A 20,617-nucleotide genomic window follows, 5' to 3' on the forward strand; every position below is an offset into this window, starting at 1 on the left:
CGGACCTGCGGCTGCAAAGGGCGAATGACCCACGAGGGGGTTTCAGCCATGAGAGGCCGTGCGGGGTTCCCTGCACGGCCTCTTCCATGCTCAAATCGCTGTAAAGCCGTTATCCACGAACAGATGGGCGCCATTGACGAAGCGGGATTCGTCGCTGGCGAGGTAAAGGGCAGCGCGGGCCACGTCTTCCGGTTCGCCGATCCGGCCCTGTTGGGCGATGATGGCGGCATCCGAGACATCGACGCCCAGCGCTTGCAGGTCGGTCAATTCCCGCAATCCATGCGGCGTGCGGATAAAGCCGGGGCAGACGGCGTTGCAGCGAATGTTCCGGTCGCGGAATTCCACGCCGATGGCGCGGGCAAACATATGGACCGCCCCCTTGGTGGTGTCATAGAGCACTTCCATCGGCGTCGCGGCCACGGCGGATATTGATGACGTGCAGACGATGGAGCCGCCGCCTGCGGCAATCATGCCGGGCAGAACGGCCCGGGTCATCAGGAACATCGAGCGGACATTGACGGCGTGCAGCCAGTCCCATTCCTTCAGCGTGGTTTCCAGGAATGGTTTGATAACGATGGTGCCGGCGTGATTGAACAACACGGTGACAGCCCCGAACCGGTCCTCGACACGCTTGACGGCGGCCTGAACGGCGTCTTCCTCCGAGACATCGGCCACCCAGAAATCGGCTATGCCGCCAGAATCACGGATATCCTTGACCGTCTGCTCGGCTTCTGCGCCATTGCGGTCGATGATGGCGACGGCAGCGCCTTCGGCTGCAAACAGCCGCGAGGCTGCCCCGCCCATGCCGGTTGCGCCACCGGAAATGATGGCGACTTTTCCCTTCAGCCGATCTGTCATGGGTTTCCGTCCTTGTTGCGCTGCGGATGATGTTGGTGCGCTCACGGCTTCGACAGCCTTGCCCGGGTTGAGCGCGGCGTCGAAAGAATGAGGCTGGTTTCGCTATTGGTAATGCCGGGAACCAGTCGCACACGTCGCAAGACACTGTCGAAATCCGTCAGGGTTGCCGCGCCCAGTTCAACGATCAGGTCCCAGCGGCCATTGGTGGAGTGCACAGCGGAAATCTCGGGAAAACCGCTCAGCGCCCGGATCACCTTGTCAGTGACATGGCCCTGGATTTCGATCATCATGATGCCGCGCACGCCAAGATCGACCGTATCGGCCCGCAGGATCACGGTATAGCCAAGAATGGTGCCATCACGCTCCAGCCGCTCCAGCCGCGCCCGCACCGTTGCGCGCGACGCGCCGGTTTCCAGCGCCAGATCGGAAATGCTGCGCCGGCCATTATGGCGCAGAAGCGTGACCAGTCTTTCATCGAGATCGTCCACCAGCTTCTCACTTTGAGCAATAAAACTGCCATAACGATAAGCCATATGGAGATTATTGCCAATCTATATCGTTCAAATCGCCAGTTTCAAATGGTTGAATAGCGACAATAACAGGAGGTGCGCATGGAGTGCAGATTGATCGGAGTTCCCTTGCAGATCGGGGCGGGCCGTCTGGGTTGTGAAATGGGACCGAGCGCGCTGCGCATTGCCGGGCTCGGCCCGATGCTGGAAGAGCTGGGTCATCGCGTCACCGATCTCGGCAATGTCGCGCCTGCCGTTTTCAAGGACCTCAGCCATCCCAATCCCGCCGTGCATCACCTGCCGGAAACCGTTGCCTGGATCGAGACCTTGTCCGAGGTCGCCTACCGCGAAAGTGCGGATGCCATGCCGATTTTTTTGGGTGGAGATCATGCCCTTTCGGCTGGTACGGTGCCGGGACTGGCGCGCCGGGCGGCGGAACAAGGCCGCCCGCTTTTCGTGCTCTGGCTGGATGCCCATACCGATTTCCATACGCTGGAGACCACGGAAAGCGGCAATCTGCATGGTACGCCGGTCGCTTATTTCACCGGTCAACCGGGGTTTACCGGCTATTTTCCGGATCTGGTCGAAGCGGTCGATTCGGCTCATGTGGCAATGATCGGCATTCGCAGTGTCGATCCAGCCGAACGCGCGGCTTTGCGCCGGACCGGCATCACCGTGCATGACATGCGGATGATCGATGAGCATGGCGTTGCCGTGCTGCTGCGGGCTTTTTTGGATAAGGTTCGGGCCGCGAATGGCTTGCTGCATGTCAGTTTCGATGTGGATTTTCTCGATCCGATGATTGCGCCCGCCGTTGGCACCACGGTGCCAGGTGGTGCCACCTTCCGCGAGGCGCATCTGGTGATGGAAATGCTGCATGACAGTGGCCTGGTCTCCAGCCTCGATCTGGTCGAACTCAACCCTTTCCTGGATGAGCGGGGCCGCACCGCCATCCTGATGGCCGATCTGACGGCGAGCCTGATGGGACGGCAGGTCATGGACCGCCCCACACGCGACTACGCCGGGAGTGTTTGATGAGTGCCCCTATGACTGCCATTGCCAATCTGAATATCGTCCCCTTCGTCAGCGTCGATCACATGATGAAACTGGTGCTGCGGATCGGGGTCGAGACCTTCCTCACCGAACTGGCCGAAGTGATCGAGGAGGATTTTTGCCGCTGGGAGGTGTTTGACAAGACGCCGCGCATCGCCTCGCATTCCAGCGATGGGGTGATCGAGTTGATGCCGACCAGCGACGGCACGCTCTATGGCTTCAAATATGTCAACGGCCATCCGAAGAACATGCGGCAGGGCCGCCAGACCGTGACGGCTTTCGGCGTGTTGTCGGATGTCGGCAATGGCTATCCGATGCTGCTGTCGGAAATGACAATTCTGACGGCATTGCGCACGGCAGCGACATCGGCAGTCGCGGCCAAATATCTCGCGCGGCCCGATGCCCGCTGCATGGCGGTGATCGGCAATGGCGCGCAAGCCGAGTTTCAGGCGCTGGCCTTCAAGGCGATCTGTGGCATCACGCATCTTCGGCTCTACGACATCGACCGCAGCGCAAGCGACAAATGCCTGCGCAATCTTGAGGGAAGCGGATTGGCGATAACGCTGTGCCATTCCTCGCAGGAGGCGGTCGAGGGCGCGGATATCATCACCACTGTCACCGCCGACAAGCAATGCGCCACTATTTTGACTGACAACATGGTTGGTCCCGGTGTTCATATCAACGCGGTGGGTGGTGACTGCCCGGGCAAAACCGAATTGCACCGCGATATCCTCCACCGTGCCGATATTTTTGTCGAATATCCACCCCAGACCCGGATCGAGGGGGAGATCCAGCAAATGGCTCCCGATCATCCCGTCACAGAACTGTGGCAGGTCATGACCGGCACGGCCAAGGGACGTAGCGATTCGCGCCAGATCACCCTGTTCGATTCGGTCGGCTTTGCCATCGAGGATTTTTCGGCCCTGCGCTATGTGCGCAGCAAGCTGGCCGAAACCGGGCTTTTCACTGAGCTGGACTTGCTGGCCGACCCCGATGAGCCTCGTGATCTCTATGGCATGGTGCTGCGCAGCAAGGGTTCTGTCGGTTGATGACCAAAATTTCATGATTGGCGGCATGGACCCTTTTGCCTCGATATCCATTTCTGCATGGACATGTGTTGCACAAAGGATAGGTCATGGACGTCGTTCGCATTCTGTTTGCCATTCTTCTACCCCCGGTCGGGGTTTTCCTTCAGGTCGGCATTGGCCTGCAATTCTGGCTGAATATTCTGCTGACATTGTGCGGCTATATCCCTGGCATCATCCACGCCATCTGGGTCATCTTGCGCAGGTAACATACTGAAGTGACGCATTGACGGTTACCGGCTGGCGACATGGCGATTGACAATGGGGCCAAGCCGGATGACCTTGGCGCCCGTGGCAACGGTTGGAGGACCGAGGCCTGTATCGCTTGGGAGGCCTGCCGTATGACTGTCGATCTGGTCGAGTATTTCGACGCCTATGCTCGTGATTATCAGCCTTATAAGGGCGGCAGCTGGTGCTATGAGGACGGTTGTCTCTATGCCGGGCTGATCGCGCTTTACGAGGCGACCGGTGATACGAGATGGTCGGCGCATCTGAAGCGGCTGGTCGATGGCCAGTTGGATGATCAGGGCCAGATGCGTGATTACGTGCTGACCGAGTATAATATCGACAATATCCTGCCGGGCCGGGCGCTGATTTTCCTGTTGAAAATGACCGGTGACGATCGTTACCGGGTTGCGGCAGACCGGCTTGCCCGGCAATTGCAAAGCCATCCGCGTCTTGGCGCCGGACCTTATTGGCACAAGCTGCGCTATCCCCATCAAGTCTGGTTGGATGGGCTCTATATGGGCCTCGCCTTCAAGGCCGAATACGGAAAGTTGGCTGGCGAGGAGTCTATGGTCCGCGATGCGCTCGAGGAACTGCTGGTCACGCTCGAGCTGACCTCGGATGGTGTGAGCGGGCTTTATCGTCACGGCTATGATGAGGAACGGCTGCAAGCCTGGGCCGATCCGCAAACTGGCCTGTCGCCTGCCCATTGGGCACGGGCGATCGGCTGGCTGGTGATGGCCATGGTCGATCTCTACGACTTGGTGCCACAAGGCGCGGATAAGTCTTTACTGGCTGAAAAGCTTGGCGGACTTCTCGCCCGGCTTTCACACCTGCGCACCCGGGATGGACGCTGGTTGCAGGTTATCGATCAGCCCGATCTTAGCGGCAATTATCCTGAAAGCTCTGCCACGGCGATGTTCGCCTATGCCTCTCTGAAGGCAGACCGGCTCGGGATCGCGGCGGCAACCGCAGAGGTCGGGTCAAAGGCATTGGAGAGCCTTCACCGTCATGCGCTTGGTCCCAACGCTTCTGGTCGGATCGTAATGAAGCAGATTTGCTGTGTGGCCGGACTGGGCGGTTTTGGCGGCGTCTACCGGGATGGAACGCCTGCCTATTACCTGTCCGAAGCGTTGAACGACGACGACATCAAGGGTGTCGGCCCATTGATGATGGCTGAAGCGGAGCGTCTGCGTTGCGCGACACACTCCGCATCTCCCGCACTGGTCTGACGGGAGTTGCCTTTTTCCGGTTGTTATTTGAGATTGAAGCGGAACGGCACCGTAATCGTCTTGCTGACACCTGGCGGAGGTGCTGGCACCGGCGACGAACGCTTTATGGCATCGACCGTTGCCTGATCCAGATTTGGAAACCCTGAAGAACGGGAAATCGACACAGAGAGAACATTGCCGCTGTCATCGATCTGGAAGCGGGCATAGGCCGTGCCTTCCTCCTTGTTGGCGCGGGCTTCGCTTGGATAGCGCTTGCGTCGCTCAAGATAGGCCGCCAACCGTGCCTGCCATTTTTGCGGGCTGACGCTCGATGAAAACAGACCAGAACTGGTGGTGGAGGCCGCCGTCCTGTCCGATTGCGTCACCTCTGCCTGGGCCTCGCGCTGGGCTTTCTGGGCCTGCGGCTGCGGGGCGGCTTTCGGTTGCTTCTTTTTAACCGGCGTCGTGTCTGCGGTCTCCACCGGCTTTTGCACTGGGCGAGTTACGGGCAGCGGGACTTCCACATTTTCCAGTTCCTTGGTTACCTGTTCCTCCACCGTCGGTTCTTCCACCGGTTTTGGCTCGGGTTCCGGTGGTGGTTCGGGCTGTACTTCCGCGACGTCGGGTGGCGGTGGTGGTGTCTCCTCGACTTTTTCAGGCGGTGTCGGTTCCGGTGGCTGCACCTCGGGCGGCTGTGGCACGGGTGGCGGTTCGACCGGCTGGGGCGGCTTCTGCACCGCTTCGGATTTTACCTCTTCGGCATCCTGTTGATCGGGCGTGATCTGGTTTTCTTCGACCTTGGAAGCGACCGGCTCGGGAGCCAGTTCGATCATGATGGCAGCAGGCGGAGCACCGTCGGCCAACGGTTCTTCCGGTTGTTGCAGCATCAGCACCACGGCACCGGCATGGGCGGCAAACACCAGGGTTCCGGCTGTACACCAGAGCAGCCAATCGAGGGCGGAACTGCGCCGCCCTGTCGGATCCGCTTGCCTGCTCATTGGCCGTTGGTATCCTCTGCGGGCGGCGTAATGCTGGTCGCCTGCGGCAATGTTTCCACCCCAACCAAGGCGATCTTCAGATAGCCCGCGTCGCGCAGCAGGTTCATCACCGTCATGAATTCGCCGTAGCCGACATTCTTATCGGCGCGCAGGAAAATCCGCGTGTCTTTATTGCCCTTGGAGACCTGTTCCAGCACGGTCGGCAGTCTGTCGCGGCTGACCGTGTCATTGCCAAGCGCCAGGCTGAGATCCTGTTTCAGGGTGAGATAGACCGGTTCATCCGGCCGTTTGGCCGGTGCGGCGCTGGAGGCGGGGAGATCGACATTGACATCGACAGTCGCCAGCGGCGCGGCCACCATGAAGATGATCAGCAGAACCAGCATGACATCGATGAAGGGCGTGACATTGATCTCGTGGTTTTCAACCAGATCGTCGCTCGAATTTTCGCGGATACCTCCAGCCATCGGATTATTCCGTCACCACCTTGAGGCGGGCGGCGCGCACATCGGCCGGCACCTTGCGGAAATCGAGATCCCGGCTGACCAGCCGCTCCACTGCCGTTGCCGCATCCAGCAATTGCTGGCGATAGCCGGTCACCGCGCGGGCAAACACGTTATAGATCACCACGGCGGGAATGGCGGCAACCAGGCCAATGGCCGTGGCCAGCAGCGCCTCGGCAATACCAGGCGCGACGACGGCAAGATTGGTGGTCTGCGATTGCGAAATGCCAATGAAGGAATTCATGATGCCCCAGACGGTGCCGAACAGACCGACAAAGGGACCGATCGAGCCGATGGTGGCAAGAATGCCGGTTCCGGCGGTCATCCGGCGTCCGGCGCGCGATTCGATCCGCGACAGGGCCGAGCTCACCCGTTCCTTGACCCCGTCATTGCCAGCATAATCGAGCGCAGGCTCTGACAGTTTCAACTCGCGTGCAGCGATCAGCAGCATGTCGGGCACGGTGCCGCGCCGCTTCTGCAATGCGCCTGCCGCTTGCGAAAGGGATCGCGCCTCTTGCAGCACAGCCAGACCGCGCCGCAGCCTCGCCTTTGAGCCGGAGAGCTGAAGGGTTTTGACAAGGAGGATGGTCCAGGTTGCAACGGAGGCAAGGCCAAGGGCAATCATCACTGACTTAACGACCCAGTCGGCGGCCATGAACATGCCAACAGGGGAAAGATCGTGGGGAATGTCAGAGCGCTGGACTGCGGCGGGAGCCTCCACTGCGACGCCTTCTGTGGGCGAGGGTGCCGGAGCTGGCGTGCCGTTTTCCGCTGGTTGGGTGTCAGATGGTGGGGCTGTCAAATTGGTGGGTGCCGCAGGCGCCTCTTGTATCGACGTTTGCGCAGGAATGGCTGGGCCCGGTTCGCTTGTGGTTTGGGCGGGCGCCGTCCCTTGCTGGGCCAAGGCGGCGGACGAACTCATCAGGGTGCCGGTTATCAGCAGACCCGAGCCAACAACCACGGTCATGCTCACGCGAGCGAGCGAAGAGGAGCGACGATACGCCATCAAACAACCTTCCGATCAAAATCCATTGCCAGCATGTCCCGCGCATGGCGGGGCTGTGCCTTTAATTGTTTGTCGATATTAAAGTTGAGTTATGTTTTCAAGTATAATCTTGCCAAGGATGCATTTTCCCTGAGCTTGCCCCAGAGCTTGCCAGGGAAAAGTGGTTCCCGGTTTTCCCGATCAGGCAAGCTCACACAGAAGATCAGAGAGACTGCCTGGTTCAGAATGAAGCGGGCAGTCTCTCGTGCTTGCCAGGGAAAAGTGGTTTCCGGTTTTCCCGATCAACGGGCATGGAGCATGGCGGCTTGTTGCCTGCGAAGACCATGGAAAATTGCCCATGCCGGGTGTCGCTCATTGCCAATGAAGGAACATTTTCAGTCGCTTGCCGTTCTCCTGCCGATAATTCTTTCAAGGAGCCTGTCATGCTGCACTGGATTTTGATTTTTCTGTTGATTGCTGCCGTTGCCAGCCTTCTGGGCTTTCGGGGCGTGGCGGGCGCTTCTGCCGGTATTGCGAAAATCCTGATCTTTATCGTGTTGGTAATCTTCATCATCGCCTTGGTCAGCGGCATTGTCATCGTCGCATAAAATACAGGTATTACAATAGACTTGCCTTATCCTGCGTCCTTCGGCGTGGGAGAAGATGCCCGTTCCTTGCCCCCCAAGGCGGGCGAAGCCGAAGTCCGCCGGATCTCCAGCTGACGGACTTCGGTTTCTTTATGAGAAACGGCAGATAGCGTATCGATTGATCTCAACAAAAATGCCGTTCATATAAATGGACGGCGCATGACGCCATCGGGCGTCCAGTTTGCGGCAGCCTGAAGACCGGCGCTGTCGAGGATCTCGCACCCACGGTCCAGCCAGCGGATCAGGCCACGGGCAGTCAGCTTTTTCAATGTCTTGTTGGTGTGAACGATCGAAAGGCCGAGCGTGTCGGCAACATGGACCTGGGTGATTGGCAAATAGGGTTTCTCCGCGTCGATGAGCCCAGCCACCCGGCCGCGATCATCCAGGAAAGCCAGCAGATAGGCAGCGCGTTCCAGTGCGGTGCGCCGGCCAATGCTGATCAGATGATCGTCCAGCATGCTTTCTTCGCGTGAAGCAATCCAGGTCAGGTCGTAGCCAAGGCCTGGATGTTTTTCGAAAAGGGAAAAAAGCCGCTCTCGCTCAAAGACGCAAAGCCGCATGGGTGTCAGCGCTTCGACGGAATGGGCCATTTCATCGAAAACCGCGCCCTGTAAACCGATCATATCGCCGGGAACCACGTAATTCAGAATCTGCCGGCGACCGTCCTCCAGGATTTTATAGCGAAATCCCCAGCCGGTCAGGGTTGTGTAAAGATGGGCGCTATGGCTGCCTTCAACAAGGATTGTCGTCCCCGCGTCAGCATGAAATTCACCCTTTCGGAACGCGCGAACGAACTCAAGTTCGCCGGGTGTAAACTCCCGGAAATGATCGTTGAGGCGGATGGGGCAGACCAGGCAGGCCGTGTGAATTCCGTTCTTGAGCCGTTCTCCATGTCTTGCCGGTTCCTCTGGCATTCCGCCTCCTTATTTGCTTTTATTTTCAGTAAAGTATCAGATGGAGCAAATGTTCCTGATTGAGGAGGGGTGACATGTCTTTTTTAAATGACCCGAAGCGATGAAGCACCGATAAGGGCTTTTAAGCAAAAAGGTTAATCAATGACTGAAAAACCGCTGCATGTACTCGTTGCTGAAAAGCAGGCCTTGATCGCCATTGAGATCGAGGTCGTGCTCACGGAAGTGGCAGGCGGTAAAATCACCGTTTGCCTCCCTCGCGATATGCCATTGAGATTGAGCGAAGCCCGCTATGATGTGGTGCTGATCGATGCGACCATCATGCCGGAACAGAACCGCACGCGGTTCGATCTTATTCGAAGTCATAATGCCGGAGTGGTGTTTCTGACCTCCTTCGACGAGGTGCCCGGGTTTAACCAGCCGGAACCGGGCTTTGCGCTCCTGACGAAGCCGTTTGACGAGCAACGGCTCCTGGCTGCGGTATTCGAAGCGGCGGCCAATCGAGATCGGATGGGCACTGGTTCAGACATAAAGATCAAGGGGAATGGCGCCGATCAGGGGCCGAACAGATGACAAGCAGATCTCTCCCAATCGGCGCGACCCGCGCGCCGATTGGGAGATGTCGTTATACCGCGAATGCGCGTTTCGTTACCGCAGCGTCATGAGCGTCGGGTCCGAAATCGCCTTCACCGCTCACACCAAGGATCTCCTGCAGGCGGTTTCGCGCCCGGTTGATCCGGCTCTTGATGGTGCCGACGGCGCAACCGCAAATTTCCGCTGCTTCCTCATAGGCGAAACCGGAGGCACCCACCAGAATAATGGCTTCGCGCTGGTCGCTCGGCAGTTGATCGAGCGCCTTTTTGAAGTCCTGAAGGTCGAGCGAACCGTATTGCTGAGGATGAACGGCCAGCTGTGAGGTGAAAATGCCGTCTGGGTCCGAGACCTCGCGGCCGCGCTTGCGCATTTGCGAATAGAATTCATTGCGCAGAATGGTGAACAGCCAGGCTTTCATATTGGTGCCTGGTTCGAAATGATCCTGCTTTGCCCAGGCTTTCATGATCGTATCCTGGACAAGATCATCCGCGACGTGATGGCGTCCCGCAAGCGAGACGGCAAACGCACGTAGATTGGGCAGGGCAGCCAGCATATCTCTCTTGAAGCCGCGATCATCCGATTGCTTTTCAAGGGTCATCGAGCAGTGTCCTTCCTGTCGCACTGTTTCCCCGCATTTTGTTCGGCGGCATCCAGACGCTCAAGCAAGTCCATGAAACGGTCCGGAATTCCTTCTTCCTGGACGGAATCATAGAATTGCCGGAGCTTGCTGCTGATCGTGCCGTGTGCCTCAGCCGGGATTCCCCCGGTTCCATCCTCTCCTGCGTCACGATGATTATGCTGGTTGTTCATGATGTCTCTGACGGTTGATTTTAATGTGAGGCTTAACGGACCATATCTGAGAAGGTTCCGCTTCTCCCCGCATATTTTTTCTCCGGGTTAGTCTCTAGCGTCAGACATGAAGCAAGGAGGAAATTATGCTGAAAATATAACGTGTTAAATTGAAATGTCGCATATCGAGAACAAGATGTCGAGTGACAGCATTTCATCAAATTAAGGTGAAATGATAACGGTCCTCAATTACCGGCTGTCGGCGACAGCGATCTATGGACCCGGCTCGGTGTGCTGCGCTTTGGGCGGGCAAGAAATTATCGAGAAGATCCAGACTGTCGTTAACCGGTTTGCGACAAAAAGTAACGTCTTGACGAGGTGGATGGAACTTTGGCCCCAGATTTTCGTTTCTAAATCAGTTGATAACGGAGTTCAAATCCATGCTGTATTATTCTCTCGTCTTTCTCGTCGTCGCTCTTATCGCCGCCGCATTGGGTTTTGGTGGTATTGCTGGCGCTTCGGCCGGTATTGCAAAGATCCTGTTCTTTGTCTTCATCGTGCTCTTCCTGATTTCGCTGGTGAGCCGTCTGTTCAGGCGCGCCTGATCCCTGCGAACTGGTAACAACGATAGGGCCCGGCAACTTGCCGGGCCCTATCGCGTTTTATCACCGGACGGAAAGCACAGTGAGCGTGAAAAAGCTCACACTGCCCTCGGGTGTCCAGGGGCTTATGGATATTTAGAAGACTTTAGAAGCGGTTATTGTCCAAGGCCACAGCCTGCACTTGTTTTTGAGAGCCGCCCTGGCTTTTCAACGCTTGCAGTTCGCGCGCCCCCATGATGGAGCGAATGCCGGTTTTTCCTGCAAGCAGGCTGGGTGCGACTGGAATACAATCCCCATACATCTTCAGGGCATAACCTTCCAGACGACGCAATTTCTCCGGCAGATCAGCCCGGCACAGGTTCGCATCGGCATAATCGATCACGGCCACAGGCCGGTCTATGCAATCCGTTCGTTCGGGATGACAAGCAACAATCACCATTATTGCCGCAAAGCTCATCATGGCCAATCTCCTTACCCTTGAAAAGGGTAACGGCCTTGCTATTCGCTTGTTCCTGATGGGGCTGGCGGGAGAAGGACAACATGGGCATGCTGTCGCCAAAATATCACAGTGATCAGCTGCGAGTACCCGGGGAACCCGATGGTTCCCCGCTGCAGGTCGATTTCAGAAGCCGGCTTTATGCGTGGCCCCATGAATGAGGTCGTGGATATATTGAAGTTTCACCAAGACGGGTTCCGACAGCACGAAGGGATAGAGATCCGGCTGGCCCATACTGCGGTTGATACTGTTGACGGCGACAGTCAGCGGGACCCATGCATCGATCAGGGCTCTGACGCCATCCACTCTATAGGGGTCGAAATCGACTTTGACGGTCAGATTTTGTTCATCGATGATCGGACGGGTGCGCAGGCCGAACGCGTAGGCCGTTTCCAGGGCATCGACAATATGGATGTAGTGAGCCCAGGTTTCGGCGAAATCTTCCCAGGGGTGGCTGGCGGCATAGGCGCTGATGAAGCTGCCCTCCCAACCCGGAACCGGTCCATTGGCATAATGCCGTTGCAGGGCTTCGCCATAATCTTCTTCATCATTGCCGAAAATTACCCGGCATTGCTCGAGTTGGTTGCCGTCGCGCACCAGGACATTCCAGTAGTAATGGCCGACTTCGTGGCGGAAATGGCCGATCAGGGTCCGAAACGGTTCGCCCAGGGCCACACGCCTTGCTTCGCGCTCCGCATCGGAACCCTCGGCGATATTCAGGGTGATCAGGCCGGAATCATGGCCGGTCATGACGGGCTGGCCGCCGGTGCGGGCTGAATCGTCTTCCAGGAACTCGAAGGCCAGCCCGTCTGGCGTCGCATCAGTGCGCGTGACCAACGGCAGGCCGAAGCGCTGGAGTGAATAAAACAGCACATGCTTGGCATTCTCGATCTTGCGCCAGTTTTCGAGATTGTCGTTGCTGGAGAGATCAGGAATAACCAGATTATGGCGGCAGGCGAGGCAAAATTCCTCACCGTCCTCGACCAGCCAGTTGCAGGCGTCATGGCGCGCATTGGCGCAGAGCCGGATAAAGCCCTGCTGCGGCACGCCATCAATCAGCGCGGCATTGCTGGAATCAATGGCGATAAACCCGTTGTCGGATGGGCGGAAACCCAACAGGGAATGGCAGGACAGGCATTGGGTGTTATCGAAGAACACCATGTTTCTGCAATTGGAACAATTAAAGAGGCGCATCAGGGCTCCATGGCTCACTCCTGCACAATCGCTCGCAAACCGGAATAGTGTTGCGACAGGATTATGCAGCAGGTTTGAATTGTCTCGCAAGTGGACTTGCATCGTTTCCGACGCACCGTATTGCGGCGGGGTGCAGTGTCGCGGCGTGTAAACGCATTCGCATACACAAAGTCCGCACTCACGAAAGCCCGCACCCACAAAAGATTGGCGAGAGGAATAGGTTCCCTGCTCAGGGACCGTAGCGTGAAATACAGTTATTCATGCAGTTCGACTGGAAATGTCAGCTCATAATAGACGCTTTCCTTATCGAACCGGTGGACGACATGGCCGTTGACGGAAGCGGGCACAACACGTTCGAGCACCGTGCTGCCAAATCGTCCCCTGGCGCGTTCCAGATCCTCGCCAGACAGTGTTTCAATCGGCTCGTTCCAGGTCACCCGGATTTCCTCGCCATTGCGTGTCCATTGCTGATGACAGGCGACCTCGATTTTCTTGCGTTGGCTGATGAAATCGCCGTGGCTGACCGCGTTGACGATCAGCTCATGCAGGGCAAGCCCGATATGCAGGGAAGCATTGGGCGACAGCAGAACATTATCACCGGACACCTGAACGAGATTTGCCGTTTCCGGCACGTATTTTTCCAATTGCTGGCGGACAAGATCCTGAAAATAAGCGCCACGCCAACTGGAATCAGTAATCAGGTCCTGCGACATCGACAGTGCATGCAGCCTGCCGCGAAACTTGCCCAGAAACTGGTCGAGCGTCCCGGAATAACGGGCTGTCTGGAAAGCGATGCTTTGAATGATCGCCAGCAGGTTTTTCGAACGGTGGCTGACCTCACGCAACAGCGCGCGCAATAGGCGTTCGCGGCGCTTTTCTTCGGTCCGGTCCACCAGGATCGTCATCATGCAGACCTCTTCCGGGCTGATGCGGATCATCCGGCAGCGAAATTCAAACACCGTATCGTCGCCCGGTTCGACATTCAGTTCCGCACCCTGGTCCGCCTCCACCAGCCCGGCTTTCAACTCCCGCAACTGGGCGCCGATTTCGGGTCCGAAAATCGAATCGTCACTGGGTTCTTCGCCATGGGCAAGCGGCCAACGCTGCGGCAGGGATGTAATGCAGATATAGCGCCCGTCCATGTCCTGAAGGGTCAGGCTTGCGCCAATGTCCAGCAGGGCCGTGATAAAGAACTCACGCAAGGGCCTGTCAGCACGCTGCGGTTCGAACCATGTCAACCGATTTACCAAGTGCTTCTCTCCGGCGGCGGTAGCCCTCTTTCAAGGGCCCGCGGCATCCATGCGCCTGCATAGTTTCACCAACATCGCAATGACGATCCGTTTTATCCGGCGCCTCGTGCTTCGACGCTATCCCTTCATTGACTGCGATGCCAAACCGGACCGGTCCAAAATCGCATGGTCCAGCCGTCAGGCATCCTGTTTGGCATGTTCGTTGAAGAACAGTGCCTGGCTGATCAGTGCCTTGACCATATCGGGATTGAACGGCTTGGTGACGAGAAACGCCGGTTCCGGCCGCTCGCCGGTCAGCAAACGTTCCGGGAAGGCGGTAATGAAGATCACCGGTACGGTATCCACCTTCAGGATATCATTGATGGCGTCGATGCCAGAGCTTCCATCGGCTAGCTGGATGTCGGCAAGCACCATTTTCGGGTTGGTTCGGCCATAAAGCTCGACCGCTTCCTTGTGCGTCCGGGCAATGCCGGTGACGCGATGACCGAGATCTTCCACCATCTGCTCAATATCGAGCGCGATCAACGGCTCGTCTTCGATGATCATGATATCGGTTGCCACCTGGCGGGAGATTTCCACGGCGGCCTGGTTGAACAGACCCCGGAAGTCGCTGTCGCTGACGCCGAGCACTTCCGCAGCTTCCTCATAGGTAAAGCCTTCGACTGAGATCAGCAGGAAGGCGTGGCGCTCACGCGGAGGAACGGCCAAAAGATTAGAAGCGGCCCGCTTTTCCCAGGCAAAAGGCGAGGTCATCGGCCGGATTTCGACATGGGTCGAGCCGAAAATCGTGACAAACAGTTTATAAAGTGAAACCCGATCACTGCTGGCTTCGGGATAGACCGAAAGATCGGCGATCAGAGCCTCCAGAACAGCGGCGACATAGGCGTCGCCCGATGTCTGCGAGCCCGTCACAGCTCGGGCATATCGCCTCAAATAAGGAATATGAGCAGCGACGCGGGTGGTAAGGGACATTCAGCTTCTCCAGTTTGCACGAATGCAGCATAAACTCGCTAGCAAACGCGGGGATCCAAAAAAAGTTCCAAATTTCGTCCGGCTATTTGCCCGATCCGTGCGGGGTGCCGGTCGATATCGATCCATTCTATCCACGTCATGACCTGCACTTATATTATGGTGCAAGGAGACCGATGTGTCCCCGCCTCGAAGAGGGCGCAATATATCAAATCTGTCAAAGGCTTGAGATATTTGCAAAGGGTATGATGAGCGATCTTCGATGATTTTCGTCTTTATGGGCAAGGCAAACCACTGTCGCGAGACTGGGAAAAGAATGGGCAGGCGTTAAAATCAGATGATGCTCACGAGCTTATGCCAGCGGACCGATGAAGTTCAAGACGCAAATCCTGCTGCAATCCTTTCCTGCCAAAATCATTGAAGGCTTTTCGGTCAGTCGGGACAAAAGGGTTTTGATTCGACCAACAACCCCTGGATTTCTAGAATTGCTATAGATATCCCCAGTGGTTTAAACAAGCAGCGATATTCATTCTGATGTTCAAGGTCAATGCATCGGATGCGGTTGATTTATATGTTCGAATGTTCGGATCTCTATTTGATAAAGATCAAGAAAGCCATGCCCGGTATTGTGCTATTATCTTATTTGTAACTGTCTTGGATACAAAAAACCAGGATTTCTCTTGCTGCGATCTATTTCTTGATAGAATGCATATCATATAACAAGCTCCCTCTCCAGGCCGCAGGCATTGACATCATGTCCGAAAAAAAGTCCTCGAAATCCGTCAAAGCTCCGACAAAGGAGAGCCAGGCCAATGCCATGATCGCGGCGCGTTTGAAAACCTATTACGATGAGCTTGTCGAGGAGGGGACCCCGGATCACTTTCTGGACCTGCTGGAGAGGCTCGATGCTGCCGAGCAGACTGCGAAGTCCAAGTCGGGTAACGCCTGAAACCGGTGTTTACGACAGACGGGGTGACGGGAAATATAGAAAAAGCGTCATGTGTTTGCAAATCACATGACGCTTTTGTTGTTCAAATCAGTCTCTTCGGTGAAACCGGCTCCCGCATTTTTCTAAAAATACTCTTATGAAGCGATAATCGCCCGCAACATCCACAATGCTTTTTCGTGGAAGGTCAGGCGCGCTGTCAGCATGTCTGATGTAACCAGATCGCCAGCTTCGTCGGCAGCCTCGCCTACCTCGCGCATCTGGCGCACGGCAGCCTCGTGGTCTGCGATCAGATCCCGGACCATGTCGATGGCGGCGTGATGCTGGGTTTCGCCAGTCTTTGGCGCGAAATTGCTGCTGCTTTGCAGGTTGACTGGGGCAAGATGTCCGAGGGCGCGAATACGCTCGGCAATAATGTCGACGGCGGCAAACAGCGTGTTATAATGTTCTTCCGTCAGTTCGTGGATCGGCTTGAATAGCGGACCAACCACGTTCCAGTGATAGACTTGGGTCTTGATTGTCAGCGCATAAGTGGCTGCCAGGATCTTGGAGAGATCCTTGGAGGCCTGTTCGCGGTACTTGTCTTCGAGACCGGTGCTGATTTTTTCGTCACGGGCTCTGGGCTTCAATACTTCTGCAACTTTGGCCATGGATTTGGTCCTTTCGGTTAAAAACAAGGCGACAAAGAACACCGCCGAAACAGGGCTCCGTCGTCGGTTGAGGTTATGACTGCACTTAACAACTGCTATTGGATTTGCCGTTACTTACGACCGATCCCTTACTTACGACCGATCCCTTGGCTGCGCGCAAACAGATAGGCCAGCATGCCGACCGCCGCGACCCCGACGATGGGGTTGACCTTCAGCATCCCAGGCAAGCGTCCCATCAGGCCCATGGTCAGTGGATCAGTCGCTGCCAGTGTCGCGGTTTGAAGAAATGCCCGCCTGCGCGCCTCACGCCGATTGATAATGGAGACGACCGCGAGCGTGATCAGACCGATCAACACCGCAATACCTGCAATCACCAGCCCGGCCGGACCAGCACCGATTTCAGCTGCCAGGAAGATCCAGCCGGAAACAATCCCCGCAACGATGGCAATCAGAAAACAAAACCCGGAAATAGCGCCAGCGATGGCGTTGCGCCGAGCCTTGTCGATCCTTGGCTTCACGCCTTCTGCGGCCACCAGTGTCAGACGTGTGAGCAAACCGAACATTGATTAGCGCCGCGACAGCAGGGCGAAAATGAAGCCGAGACCAGCGGCAACCGCGACCGACTGCAATGGTTTTGCCCGAATTTTATCTTCCAGATCCTGTTCCAGCGCGGAAACGCTGCTACGTGCGGAGCTGATCGCATCCGATGCCTTGTCGCCGACCTGATGCAAGGTTGCACTGCCGAGGGAGGCGAGCGTGCTCGTCAGCGAGGCAACGTCCTGCTTGAGCTGCTCGATCTGCGCTTCGAGTTCCTTGGACCGTGCTTCTGCTTCCACATCATTGATGGCTTCATTGATATCGACCATGGACGAACTCCTTCTGGATTTTAAGGCTGCGCAAACTGTTATCCCGTCTGCGGCGCGAACTCCATCAACAAACGTTGTTCAGGCCCAAGGGTTCCATTTTTCAACTATTTTCGGATCACCTATCTTGCATGGGGTGATTGTATCGACCCCTGTGCAATCGCGCCCGATCGCCATAATCGGAACCTTCCAGGTTGCATGACGTTAATCTCATGCTACCATGCTCGGACCGCTGATATTTGACGGCGGCACGGGCTTCTTTAAATCGCCAATCGCAGAGGAGACCGCGATGAACTGGAACCGTGTTGAAGGCAATTGGGAACAATTCAAGGGCAAGGCCCAGGCTCAATGGGGCAAGCTGACCGGCGACGACCTGGATGTTATTGCCGGTAATCGCAAACAATTGAGCGGCAAATTGCAGGAACTCTATGGAAAAGGCCAGGATGAGGCCGACCGAGAGATCGACGAGTGGGTCAAACGCCACTAATATAACTAAACCGCAGCTGGCGACATGATGTTGTTTTGCGGGTGCGGCGCTGGAAACCATGATGGTTCTGGCGCCGCTTTTTTATGATCTGATGGTTATGCTGGCAGCATATGCAGCAGCGTTTCCAGGCGGTCAGCATCACGCGGAAGTTTGTCGCTCCGCAACCGTGAAATTCGGGGAAAGCGCATGGCGACGCCGGATTTGTGCCGGGTGGACCGGTTCAGCCCTTCAAACGCCACCTCCACCACGAAACCATGCTCCGGCTCGGCGCGGATCGAGCGGACTGGTCCGAACCGGTCGATGGTATTGTTGCGCACATATTTATCGAGAATTTCCAGCTCCTGGTCGGTAAAGCCGAAATAGGCCTTGCCCACCGGCACCAGCTGATCTCCACCATCAGGCATCTGCATCCAGACCCCGAAGGTAAAATCGGAATAATAGCTGGAGCGCTTGCCATGGCCGCGCTGGGCATACATCAGCACCGCATCGACATTCAGCGGTTGCTTTTTCCATTTGAACCATGGCCCCTTGGCGCGTCCCGCCTGATAAATGCTGTCACGGCGCTTGATCATCACCCCTTCGATGACCGGATCGGGCGGGGCGTGCCGCAGTACGTCCAACTCGTCCCAGCTGGAAAAAGCAATCAGCGGTGAAAGATCGAATCGGGTGGCGGGGGCATTTTCGACAATCTTTGCAAGCAGCCCCCGGCGAGCCTCATAGCCAAGGTTTCGCACGTCCTGGTCGCCGGTAAACAGCAGATCATAGGCGCGGATGAAGGCCGGGTAATCGCTGAGCGTTTTCGTCGTAACGCTTTTGCGGTTCAGCCGTTGCTGAAGATCGGAAAAGCTGCGGGTCGGCTGGTTGGAGCGGGCGGTGCCGCCGACCAGCAATTCGCCATCGATCACCCCATCGAAATTCGCTGCGGCGACAATATCGGGAAAAGCCCCGGAAATGTCGTCGCCGGAGCGGGAATAGAGGCGGCAGGTGTCTCCATGGCGCGACAGTTGCACCCGGATACCGTCCCATTTCCACTCGGCGGCGAAATCGGCGGGCTCGAGACCATCCAGATCGCCATTGCCGACCGGATTGGACAGCATGACCGAATGAAAGATTGCCGGTGTCGCCAGCACAGGCTTGTCGGCTCCGTCCTCAAGCCAGGCAAACAGGCTCACATAGGGTGGCTCCAGCCCATGCCACAGCGTCTCGATCTCACCGACATCCTTGCCCGACATCTCGGCAAGCGCTTGTTTGGCAAGCCTTGCAGAGACCCCGATCCGCAAGCCGCCGGTCGCCAGTTTGAGAAAGGCAAAGCGGCCAGACGTGTCAAGCTGGTCGAGCAGGTCGCGCACGGCACCCCGCACCTGGGTGCGGCCAAGCGATTGCATGAGGGCCACGACCTCGCCAAGGCTCGGTTCGGCTATTTCGGCCTTTTCACCGCGGTCCTGGTTCCAGACCAGCGAAATGGTTTCGGCGAGATCGCCGACATAATCATAGGAATAACCGAAGAGAACCGGGTCCATCCGCTCCAACACCAGTTCTTTCAGGAGGGCTGGCTTGACCGTCTTCAGATCGAGCGTTCCGGCCAGAACGCCCAGCGCATAGCCCCGGTCCGGGTCCGGTACGCTGGCAAAATAATCTGACAACAGCTTGAGCTTGCCATTGCGGCTTGGGGTCAGGACGAGGCGGTCGAGAAGCGTAGCAAAGGCGCGCATCAATCGCCCTCATCTTCATAGCCAACCAGATGCAGCGGCTTGGCGGCGATACCGTTCAACTCGCACCAGCGCACCAAAGCCTCTTCGCGCCCATGCGTGACCCAGACGGCGCCGGGCTGCAATTCGCTAATCGTCTCGATCAGCTCCGGCCAGTCGCAATGGTCGGAAATCACCAGCGGCAATTCAACCCCGCGCTGCTTGGCCCTTTGGCGCACCATCATCCAGCCGGAGGCGAAAATCGGCAATGGGTCGTGAAAACGCCGCGCCCAGCGATCGGCAAAAGCCGAAGGCGGGCCAATGACGATAGCGCCTTCGAAATGGCTGGATCCGCCGTTTTCCACCGTTGCGGGGCGCAATTCGCCCAGCTCGATGCCCTGGCTCTGGTAATAGTCGCAGAGCTTGGCGAGCGCACCATGAATATAGATCGGCCTGTCATAGCCCGCCTGGCGGATCAGCGAGATCACCCGCTGCGCCTTACCCAGCGCATAGGCTCCGACCAGATGGCTGCGCTGCGGAAACTGTTCCAGCGACCGCAAAAGCTTGCTGATTTCCAGCGCTGGATCGGGATGGTGAAAGACTGGCAGCGCAAAAGTCGCTTCGGTGATGAACACATCGCACGGCACAGGCATGAAAGCCGCACAGGTGGCATCTGGCCGGCGCTTGTAATCGCCGGAAACGACAATGCGGGTGCCCTCCCGCTCGATAGAAATCTGCGCCGACCCCAGAACGTGTCCGGCTGGGTGAAAACCGATGGCAACGCCATCCAGCGTGAGGGTTTCCCCAAAATCGACCGGCTGCGACGATCTGGCAAAGTCCGCGCCGTAGCGCAACGCCATGATGTCAAGCGTCTGCCTTGTGGCCAATACTTTATCATGACCAGCGCGGGCATGATCGGAATGGCCATGAGTAATCAACGCCCGTGCCACAGGTCTTACCGGATCGACATAAAAATCGCCGATCGGACAATAGAGACCGGCAGGAGTCGGATGCAGCAGGGCCTCGGGCTTGATCATGATGCTAAAATAGGGCGGGAGGCTTGAGAAGTGTAGAGCGAATTTGCTCTTGACCTGTCCCTTGGGGCCG

26 protein-coding genes are annotated in these 20,617 nt (G+C 57.1%); 9 read left to right on the top strand and 17 right to left on the bottom strand.

All coding sequences use genetic code 11. The annotated features are described in order from the left end of the window. Window positions 1-90: 90 nt before the first annotated feature. Both H1Y61_RS03870 and H1Y61_RS03875 read right to left on the bottom strand, forming a co-directional pair. Window positions 91-858, bottom strand: coding sequence for an SDR family NAD(P)-dependent oxidoreductase (locus H1Y61_RS03870; RefSeq protein ID WP_180573757.1), 768 nt, complete (start codon window positions 856-858; stop codon window positions 91-93). A 41-nt stretch (window positions 859-899) separates the two neighbouring features. Beyond that, a complete protein-coding gene (locus H1Y61_RS03875; protein WP_180574399.1) occupies window positions 900-1,346 on the bottom strand; it encodes an Lrp/AsnC family transcriptional regulator in 447 nt (148 codons plus the stop codon). 123 nt (window positions 1,347-1,469) lie between these two features. Here H1Y61_RS03875 and rocF point away from each other — a divergent pair, with 123 nt between their 5' ends. From rocF to H1Y61_RS03895, 4 genes are all read left to right on the top strand, one after another. After that, complete coding sequence (gene rocF / locus H1Y61_RS03880) at window positions 1,470-2,402, top strand: arginase (protein ID WP_180573758.1); 933 nt, start codon at window positions 1,470-1,472, stop codon at window positions 2,400-2,402. An 11-nt stretch (window positions 2,403-2,413) separates the two neighbouring features. Further along, window positions 2,414-3,469 (top strand): ornithine cyclodeaminase, encoded by a 1,056-nt coding sequence (locus H1Y61_RS03885; RefSeq protein ID WP_180574400.1) that lies wholly within the window; start codon window positions 2,414-2,416, stop codon window positions 3,467-3,469. A gap of 86 nt (window positions 3,470-3,555) precedes the next feature. Then, window positions 3,556-3,714, top strand: a complete 159-nt coding sequence (locus tag H1Y61_RS03890) for a YqaE/Pmp3 family membrane protein (protein WP_012654247.1) — start codon at window positions 3,556-3,558, stop codon at window positions 3,712-3,714. Window positions 3,715-3,846: 132 nt separating this feature from the next. Next, on the top strand, window positions 3,847-4,962 hold the full coding sequence (locus H1Y61_RS03895; protein WP_180574401.1) for a glycoside hydrolase family 88/105 protein: 1,116 nt from the start codon (window positions 3,847-3,849) through the stop codon (window positions 4,960-4,962). A gap of 23 nt (window positions 4,963-4,985) precedes the next feature. Here H1Y61_RS03895 and H1Y61_RS03900 read toward each other — a convergent pair whose 3' ends face one another. Genes H1Y61_RS03900 through exbB form a run of 3 tightly spaced genes read right to left on the bottom strand, consistent with a single transcriptional unit; the run spans window position 4,986 to window position 7,406 of the window. Beyond that, window positions 4,986-5,939 (bottom strand): energy transducer TonB, encoded by a 954-nt coding sequence (locus H1Y61_RS03900; protein WP_180573759.1) that lies wholly within the window; start codon window positions 5,937-5,939, stop codon window positions 4,986-4,988. Continuing rightward, window positions 5,936-6,403, bottom strand: coding sequence for a TonB system transport protein ExbD (gene exbD / locus H1Y61_RS03905; protein WP_012654250.1), 468 nt, complete (start codon window positions 6,401-6,403; stop codon window positions 5,936-5,938). The genes H1Y61_RS03900 and exbD overlap by 4 nt, the downstream gene beginning before the upstream one ends. Window positions 6,404-6,407: 4 nt before the next feature. Next, a complete protein-coding gene (gene exbB, locus H1Y61_RS03910; protein WP_409363969.1) occupies window positions 6,408-7,406 on the bottom strand; it encodes a tonB-system energizer ExbB in 999 nt (332 codons plus the stop codon). Between the two features lie 461 nt (window positions 7,407-7,867). Here exbB and H1Y61_RS03915 point away from each other — a divergent pair, with 461 nt between their 5' ends. After that, complete coding sequence (locus H1Y61_RS03915) at window positions 7,868-8,032, top strand: DUF1328 domain-containing protein (protein WP_041698999.1); 165 nt, start codon at window positions 7,868-7,870, stop codon at window positions 8,030-8,032. 179 nt (window positions 8,033-8,211) lie between these two features. Here H1Y61_RS03915 and H1Y61_RS03920 read toward each other — a convergent pair whose 3' ends face one another. Beyond that, window positions 8,212-8,985, bottom strand: coding sequence for a Crp/Fnr family transcriptional regulator (locus H1Y61_RS03920; RefSeq protein WP_012654253.1), 774 nt, complete (start codon window positions 8,983-8,985; stop codon window positions 8,212-8,214). 141 nt (window positions 8,986-9,126) lie between these two features. Here H1Y61_RS03920 and H1Y61_RS03925 point away from each other — a divergent pair, with 141 nt between their 5' ends. Next, a complete protein-coding gene (locus H1Y61_RS03925; RefSeq protein WP_180573760.1) occupies window positions 9,127-9,555 on the top strand; it encodes a response regulator in 429 nt (142 codons plus the stop codon). Window positions 9,556-9,607: 52 nt separating this feature from the next. Here H1Y61_RS03925 and H1Y61_RS03930 read toward each other — a convergent pair whose 3' ends face one another. Both H1Y61_RS03930 and H1Y61_RS03935 read right to left on the bottom strand, forming a co-directional pair. Then, window positions 9,608-10,174: an RNA polymerase sigma factor gene (locus tag H1Y61_RS03930; RefSeq protein ID WP_012654255.1), complete on the bottom strand. Its 567-nt coding sequence runs from the start codon at window positions 10,172-10,174 to the stop codon at window positions 9,608-9,610. Next, window positions 10,171-10,386, bottom strand: a complete 216-nt coding sequence (locus H1Y61_RS03935) for a NepR family anti-sigma factor (protein WP_070167055.1) — start codon at window positions 10,384-10,386, stop codon at window positions 10,171-10,173. Before H1Y61_RS03935 ends, H1Y61_RS03930 begins: the two co-directional genes overlap by 4 nt. Before the next feature lie 419 nt (window positions 10,387-10,805). On the opposite strand from H1Y61_RS03935, the gene H1Y61_RS03940 reads away from it, so the two are divergent. Continuing rightward, the gene (locus H1Y61_RS03940; protein ID WP_012654256.1) at window positions 10,806-10,970 is read left to right on the top strand and encodes a DUF1328 domain-containing protein; all 165 of its coding nucleotides are present in this window, start codon (window positions 10,806-10,808) and stop codon (window positions 10,968-10,970) included. 142 nt (window positions 10,971-11,112) lie between these two features. Here H1Y61_RS03940 and H1Y61_RS03945 read toward each other — a convergent pair whose 3' ends face one another. The 4 genes from H1Y61_RS03945 to H1Y61_RS03960 all read right to left on the bottom strand — a co-directional run bounded on the left by H1Y61_RS03945 (window position 11,113) and on the right by H1Y61_RS03960 (window position 14,879). Beyond that, window positions 11,113-11,427 carry a hypothetical protein gene (locus H1Y61_RS03945; protein WP_156535737.1) on the bottom strand — a complete coding sequence of 105 codons (315 nt, stop codon included), beginning with the start codon at window positions 11,425-11,427 and terminating at the stop codon, window positions 11,113-11,115. 162 nt (window positions 11,428-11,589) lie between these two features. Continuing rightward, on the bottom strand, window positions 11,590-12,657 hold the full coding sequence (locus H1Y61_RS03950; RefSeq protein WP_180573761.1) for a putative zinc-binding metallopeptidase: 1,068 nt from the start codon (window positions 12,655-12,657) through the stop codon (window positions 11,590-11,592). Between the two features lie 254 nt (window positions 12,658-12,911). After that, window positions 12,912-13,907, bottom strand: coding sequence for a sensor histidine kinase (locus H1Y61_RS03955; protein WP_071203295.1), 996 nt, complete (start codon window positions 13,905-13,907; stop codon window positions 12,912-12,914). Between the two features lie 177 nt (window positions 13,908-14,084). After that, window positions 14,085-14,879: a response regulator gene (locus H1Y61_RS03960; RefSeq protein ID WP_012654260.1), complete on the bottom strand. Its 795-nt coding sequence runs from the start codon at window positions 14,877-14,879 to the stop codon at window positions 14,085-14,087. A gap of 751 nt (window positions 14,880-15,630) precedes the next feature. Between H1Y61_RS03960 and H1Y61_RS03965 the strand changes: the two genes are divergently transcribed. Next, window positions 15,631-15,825: a NepR family anti-sigma factor gene (locus tag H1Y61_RS03965; RefSeq protein WP_234903485.1), complete on the top strand. Its 195-nt coding sequence runs from the start codon at window positions 15,631-15,633 to the stop codon at window positions 15,823-15,825. 134 nt (window positions 15,826-15,959) lie between these two features. Here the strand turns inward: H1Y61_RS03965 and H1Y61_RS03970 are convergent, their stop codons facing one another. The 3 genes from H1Y61_RS03970 to H1Y61_RS03980 all read right to left on the bottom strand — a co-directional run bounded on the left by H1Y61_RS03970 (window position 15,960) and on the right by H1Y61_RS03980 (window position 17,338). Next, window positions 15,960-16,472 carry a Dps family protein gene (locus H1Y61_RS03970; protein WP_174112998.1) on the bottom strand — a complete coding sequence of 171 codons (513 nt, stop codon included), beginning with the start codon at window positions 16,470-16,472 and terminating at the stop codon, window positions 15,960-15,962. Between the two features lie 128 nt (window positions 16,473-16,600). Continuing rightward, a complete protein-coding gene (locus tag H1Y61_RS03975) occupies window positions 16,601-17,035 on the bottom strand; it encodes a hypothetical protein (protein WP_180573762.1) in 435 nt (144 codons plus the stop codon). A gap of 3 nt (window positions 17,036-17,038) precedes the next feature. Next, window positions 17,039-17,338 carry a DUF883 family protein gene (locus H1Y61_RS03980; RefSeq protein WP_180573763.1) on the bottom strand — a complete coding sequence of 100 codons (300 nt, stop codon included), beginning with the start codon at window positions 17,336-17,338 and terminating at the stop codon, window positions 17,039-17,041. A gap of 286 nt (window positions 17,339-17,624) precedes the next feature. On the opposite strand from H1Y61_RS03980, the gene H1Y61_RS03985 reads away from it, so the two are divergent. Then, complete coding sequence (locus H1Y61_RS03985) at window positions 17,625-17,822, top strand: CsbD family protein (protein ID WP_180573764.1); 198 nt, start codon at window positions 17,625-17,627, stop codon at window positions 17,820-17,822. 95 nt (window positions 17,823-17,917) lie between these two features. Here H1Y61_RS03985 and H1Y61_RS03990 read toward each other — a convergent pair whose 3' ends face one another. Continuing rightward, window positions 17,918-19,534, bottom strand: a complete 1,617-nt coding sequence (locus H1Y61_RS03990) for a cisplatin damage response ATP-dependent DNA ligase (protein ID WP_180573765.1) — start codon at window positions 19,532-19,534, stop codon at window positions 17,918-17,920. After that, window positions 19,534-20,544: a ligase-associated DNA damage response exonuclease gene (locus H1Y61_RS03995; protein ID WP_180574403.1), complete on the bottom strand. Its 1,011-nt coding sequence runs from the start codon at window positions 20,542-20,544 to the stop codon at window positions 19,534-19,536. The genes H1Y61_RS03990 and H1Y61_RS03995 overlap by 1 nt, the downstream gene beginning before the upstream one ends. Window positions 20,545-20,617: the final 73 nt, after the last annotated feature.

It is taken from the genome of Agrobacterium vitis, from assembly GCF_013426735.1.
Classification (GTDB): Bacteria; Pseudomonadota; Alphaproteobacteria; order Rhizobiales; family Rhizobiaceae; genus Allorhizobium; species Allorhizobium vitis_D.

Excerpts from the sequence above, each read along its gene's own strand:
- H1Y61_RS03975 (WP_180573762.1), bottom strand. The coding sequence starts at position 17,035 with ATGTTCGGTTTGCTCACACGTCTGACACTGGTGGCCGCAGAAGGCGTG.
- H1Y61_RS03885 (WP_180574400.1), top strand. The coding sequence starts at position 2,414 with ATGACTGCCATTGCCAATCTGAATATCGTCCCCTTCGTCAGCGTCGAT.
- exbD (WP_012654250.1), bottom strand. The coding sequence starts at position 6,403 with ATGGCTGGAGGTATCCGCGAAAATTCGAGCGACGATCTGGTTGAAAAC.
- H1Y61_RS03935 (WP_070167055.1), bottom strand. The coding sequence starts at position 10,386 with ATGAACAACCAGCATAATCATCGTGACGCAGGAGAGGATGGAACCGGG.
- H1Y61_RS03900 (WP_180573759.1), bottom strand. The coding sequence starts at position 5,939 with ATGAGCAGGCAAGCGGATCCGACAGGGCGGCGCAGTTCCGCCCTCGAT.
- H1Y61_RS03950 (WP_180573761.1), bottom strand. The coding sequence starts at position 12,657 with ATGCGCCTCTTTAATTGTTCCAATTGCAGAAACATGGTGTTCTTCGAT.
- H1Y61_RS03990 (WP_180573765.1), bottom strand. The coding sequence starts at position 19,534 with ATGCGCGCCTTTGCTACGCTTCTCGACCGCCTCGTCCTGACCCCAAGC.
- H1Y61_RS03970 (WP_174112998.1), bottom strand. The coding sequence starts at position 16,472 with ATGGCCAAAGTTGCAGAAGTATTGAAGCCCAGAGCCCGTGACGAAAAA.
- H1Y61_RS03930 (WP_012654255.1), bottom strand. The coding sequence starts at position 10,174 with ATGACCCTTGAAAAGCAATCGGATGATCGCGGCTTCAAGAGAGATATG.
- H1Y61_RS03895 (WP_180574401.1), top strand. The coding sequence starts at position 3,847 with ATGACTGTCGATCTGGTCGAGTATTTCGACGCCTATGCTCGTGATTAT.
- H1Y61_RS03940 (WP_012654256.1), top strand. The coding sequence starts at position 10,806 with ATGCTGTATTATTCTCTCGTCTTTCTCGTCGTCGCTCTTATCGCCGCC.
- H1Y61_RS03925 (WP_180573760.1), top strand. The coding sequence starts at position 9,127 with ATGACTGAAAAACCGCTGCATGTACTCGTTGCTGAAAAGCAGGCCTTG.
- H1Y61_RS03960 (WP_012654260.1), bottom strand. The coding sequence starts at position 14,879 with ATGTCCCTTACCACCCGCGTCGCTGCTCATATTCCTTATTTGAGGCGA.
- H1Y61_RS03920 (WP_012654253.1), bottom strand. The coding sequence starts at position 8,985 with ATGCCAGAGGAACCGGCAAGACATGGAGAACGGCTCAAGAACGGAATT.
- H1Y61_RS03985 (WP_180573764.1), top strand. The coding sequence starts at position 17,625 with ATGAACTGGAACCGTGTTGAAGGCAATTGGGAACAATTCAAGGGCAAG.
- H1Y61_RS03965 (WP_234903485.1), top strand. The coding sequence starts at position 15,631 with ATGTCCGAAAAAAAGTCCTCGAAATCCGTCAAAGCTCCGACAAAGGAG.
- exbB (WP_409363969.1), bottom strand. The coding sequence starts at position 7,406 with ATGACCGTGGTTGTTGGCTCGGGTCTGCTGATAACCGGCACCCTGATG.
- H1Y61_RS03890 (WP_012654247.1), top strand. The coding sequence starts at position 3,556 with ATGGACGTCGTTCGCATTCTGTTTGCCATTCTTCTACCCCCGGTCGGG.
- H1Y61_RS03915 (WP_041698999.1), top strand. The coding sequence starts at position 7,868 with ATGCTGCACTGGATTTTGATTTTTCTGTTGATTGCTGCCGTTGCCAGC.
- H1Y61_RS03870 (WP_180573757.1), bottom strand. The coding sequence starts at position 858 with ATGACAGATCGGCTGAAGGGAAAAGTCGCCATCATTTCCGGTGGCGCA.
- H1Y61_RS03980 (WP_180573763.1), bottom strand. The coding sequence starts at position 17,338 with ATGGTCGATATCAATGAAGCCATCAATGATGTGGAAGCAGAAGCACGG.
- rocF (WP_180573758.1), top strand. The coding sequence starts at position 1,470 with ATGGAGTGCAGATTGATCGGAGTTCCCTTGCAGATCGGGGCGGGCCGT.
- H1Y61_RS03945 (WP_156535737.1), bottom strand. The coding sequence starts at position 11,427 with ATGATGAGCTTTGCGGCAATAATGGTGATTGTTGCTTGTCATCCCGAA.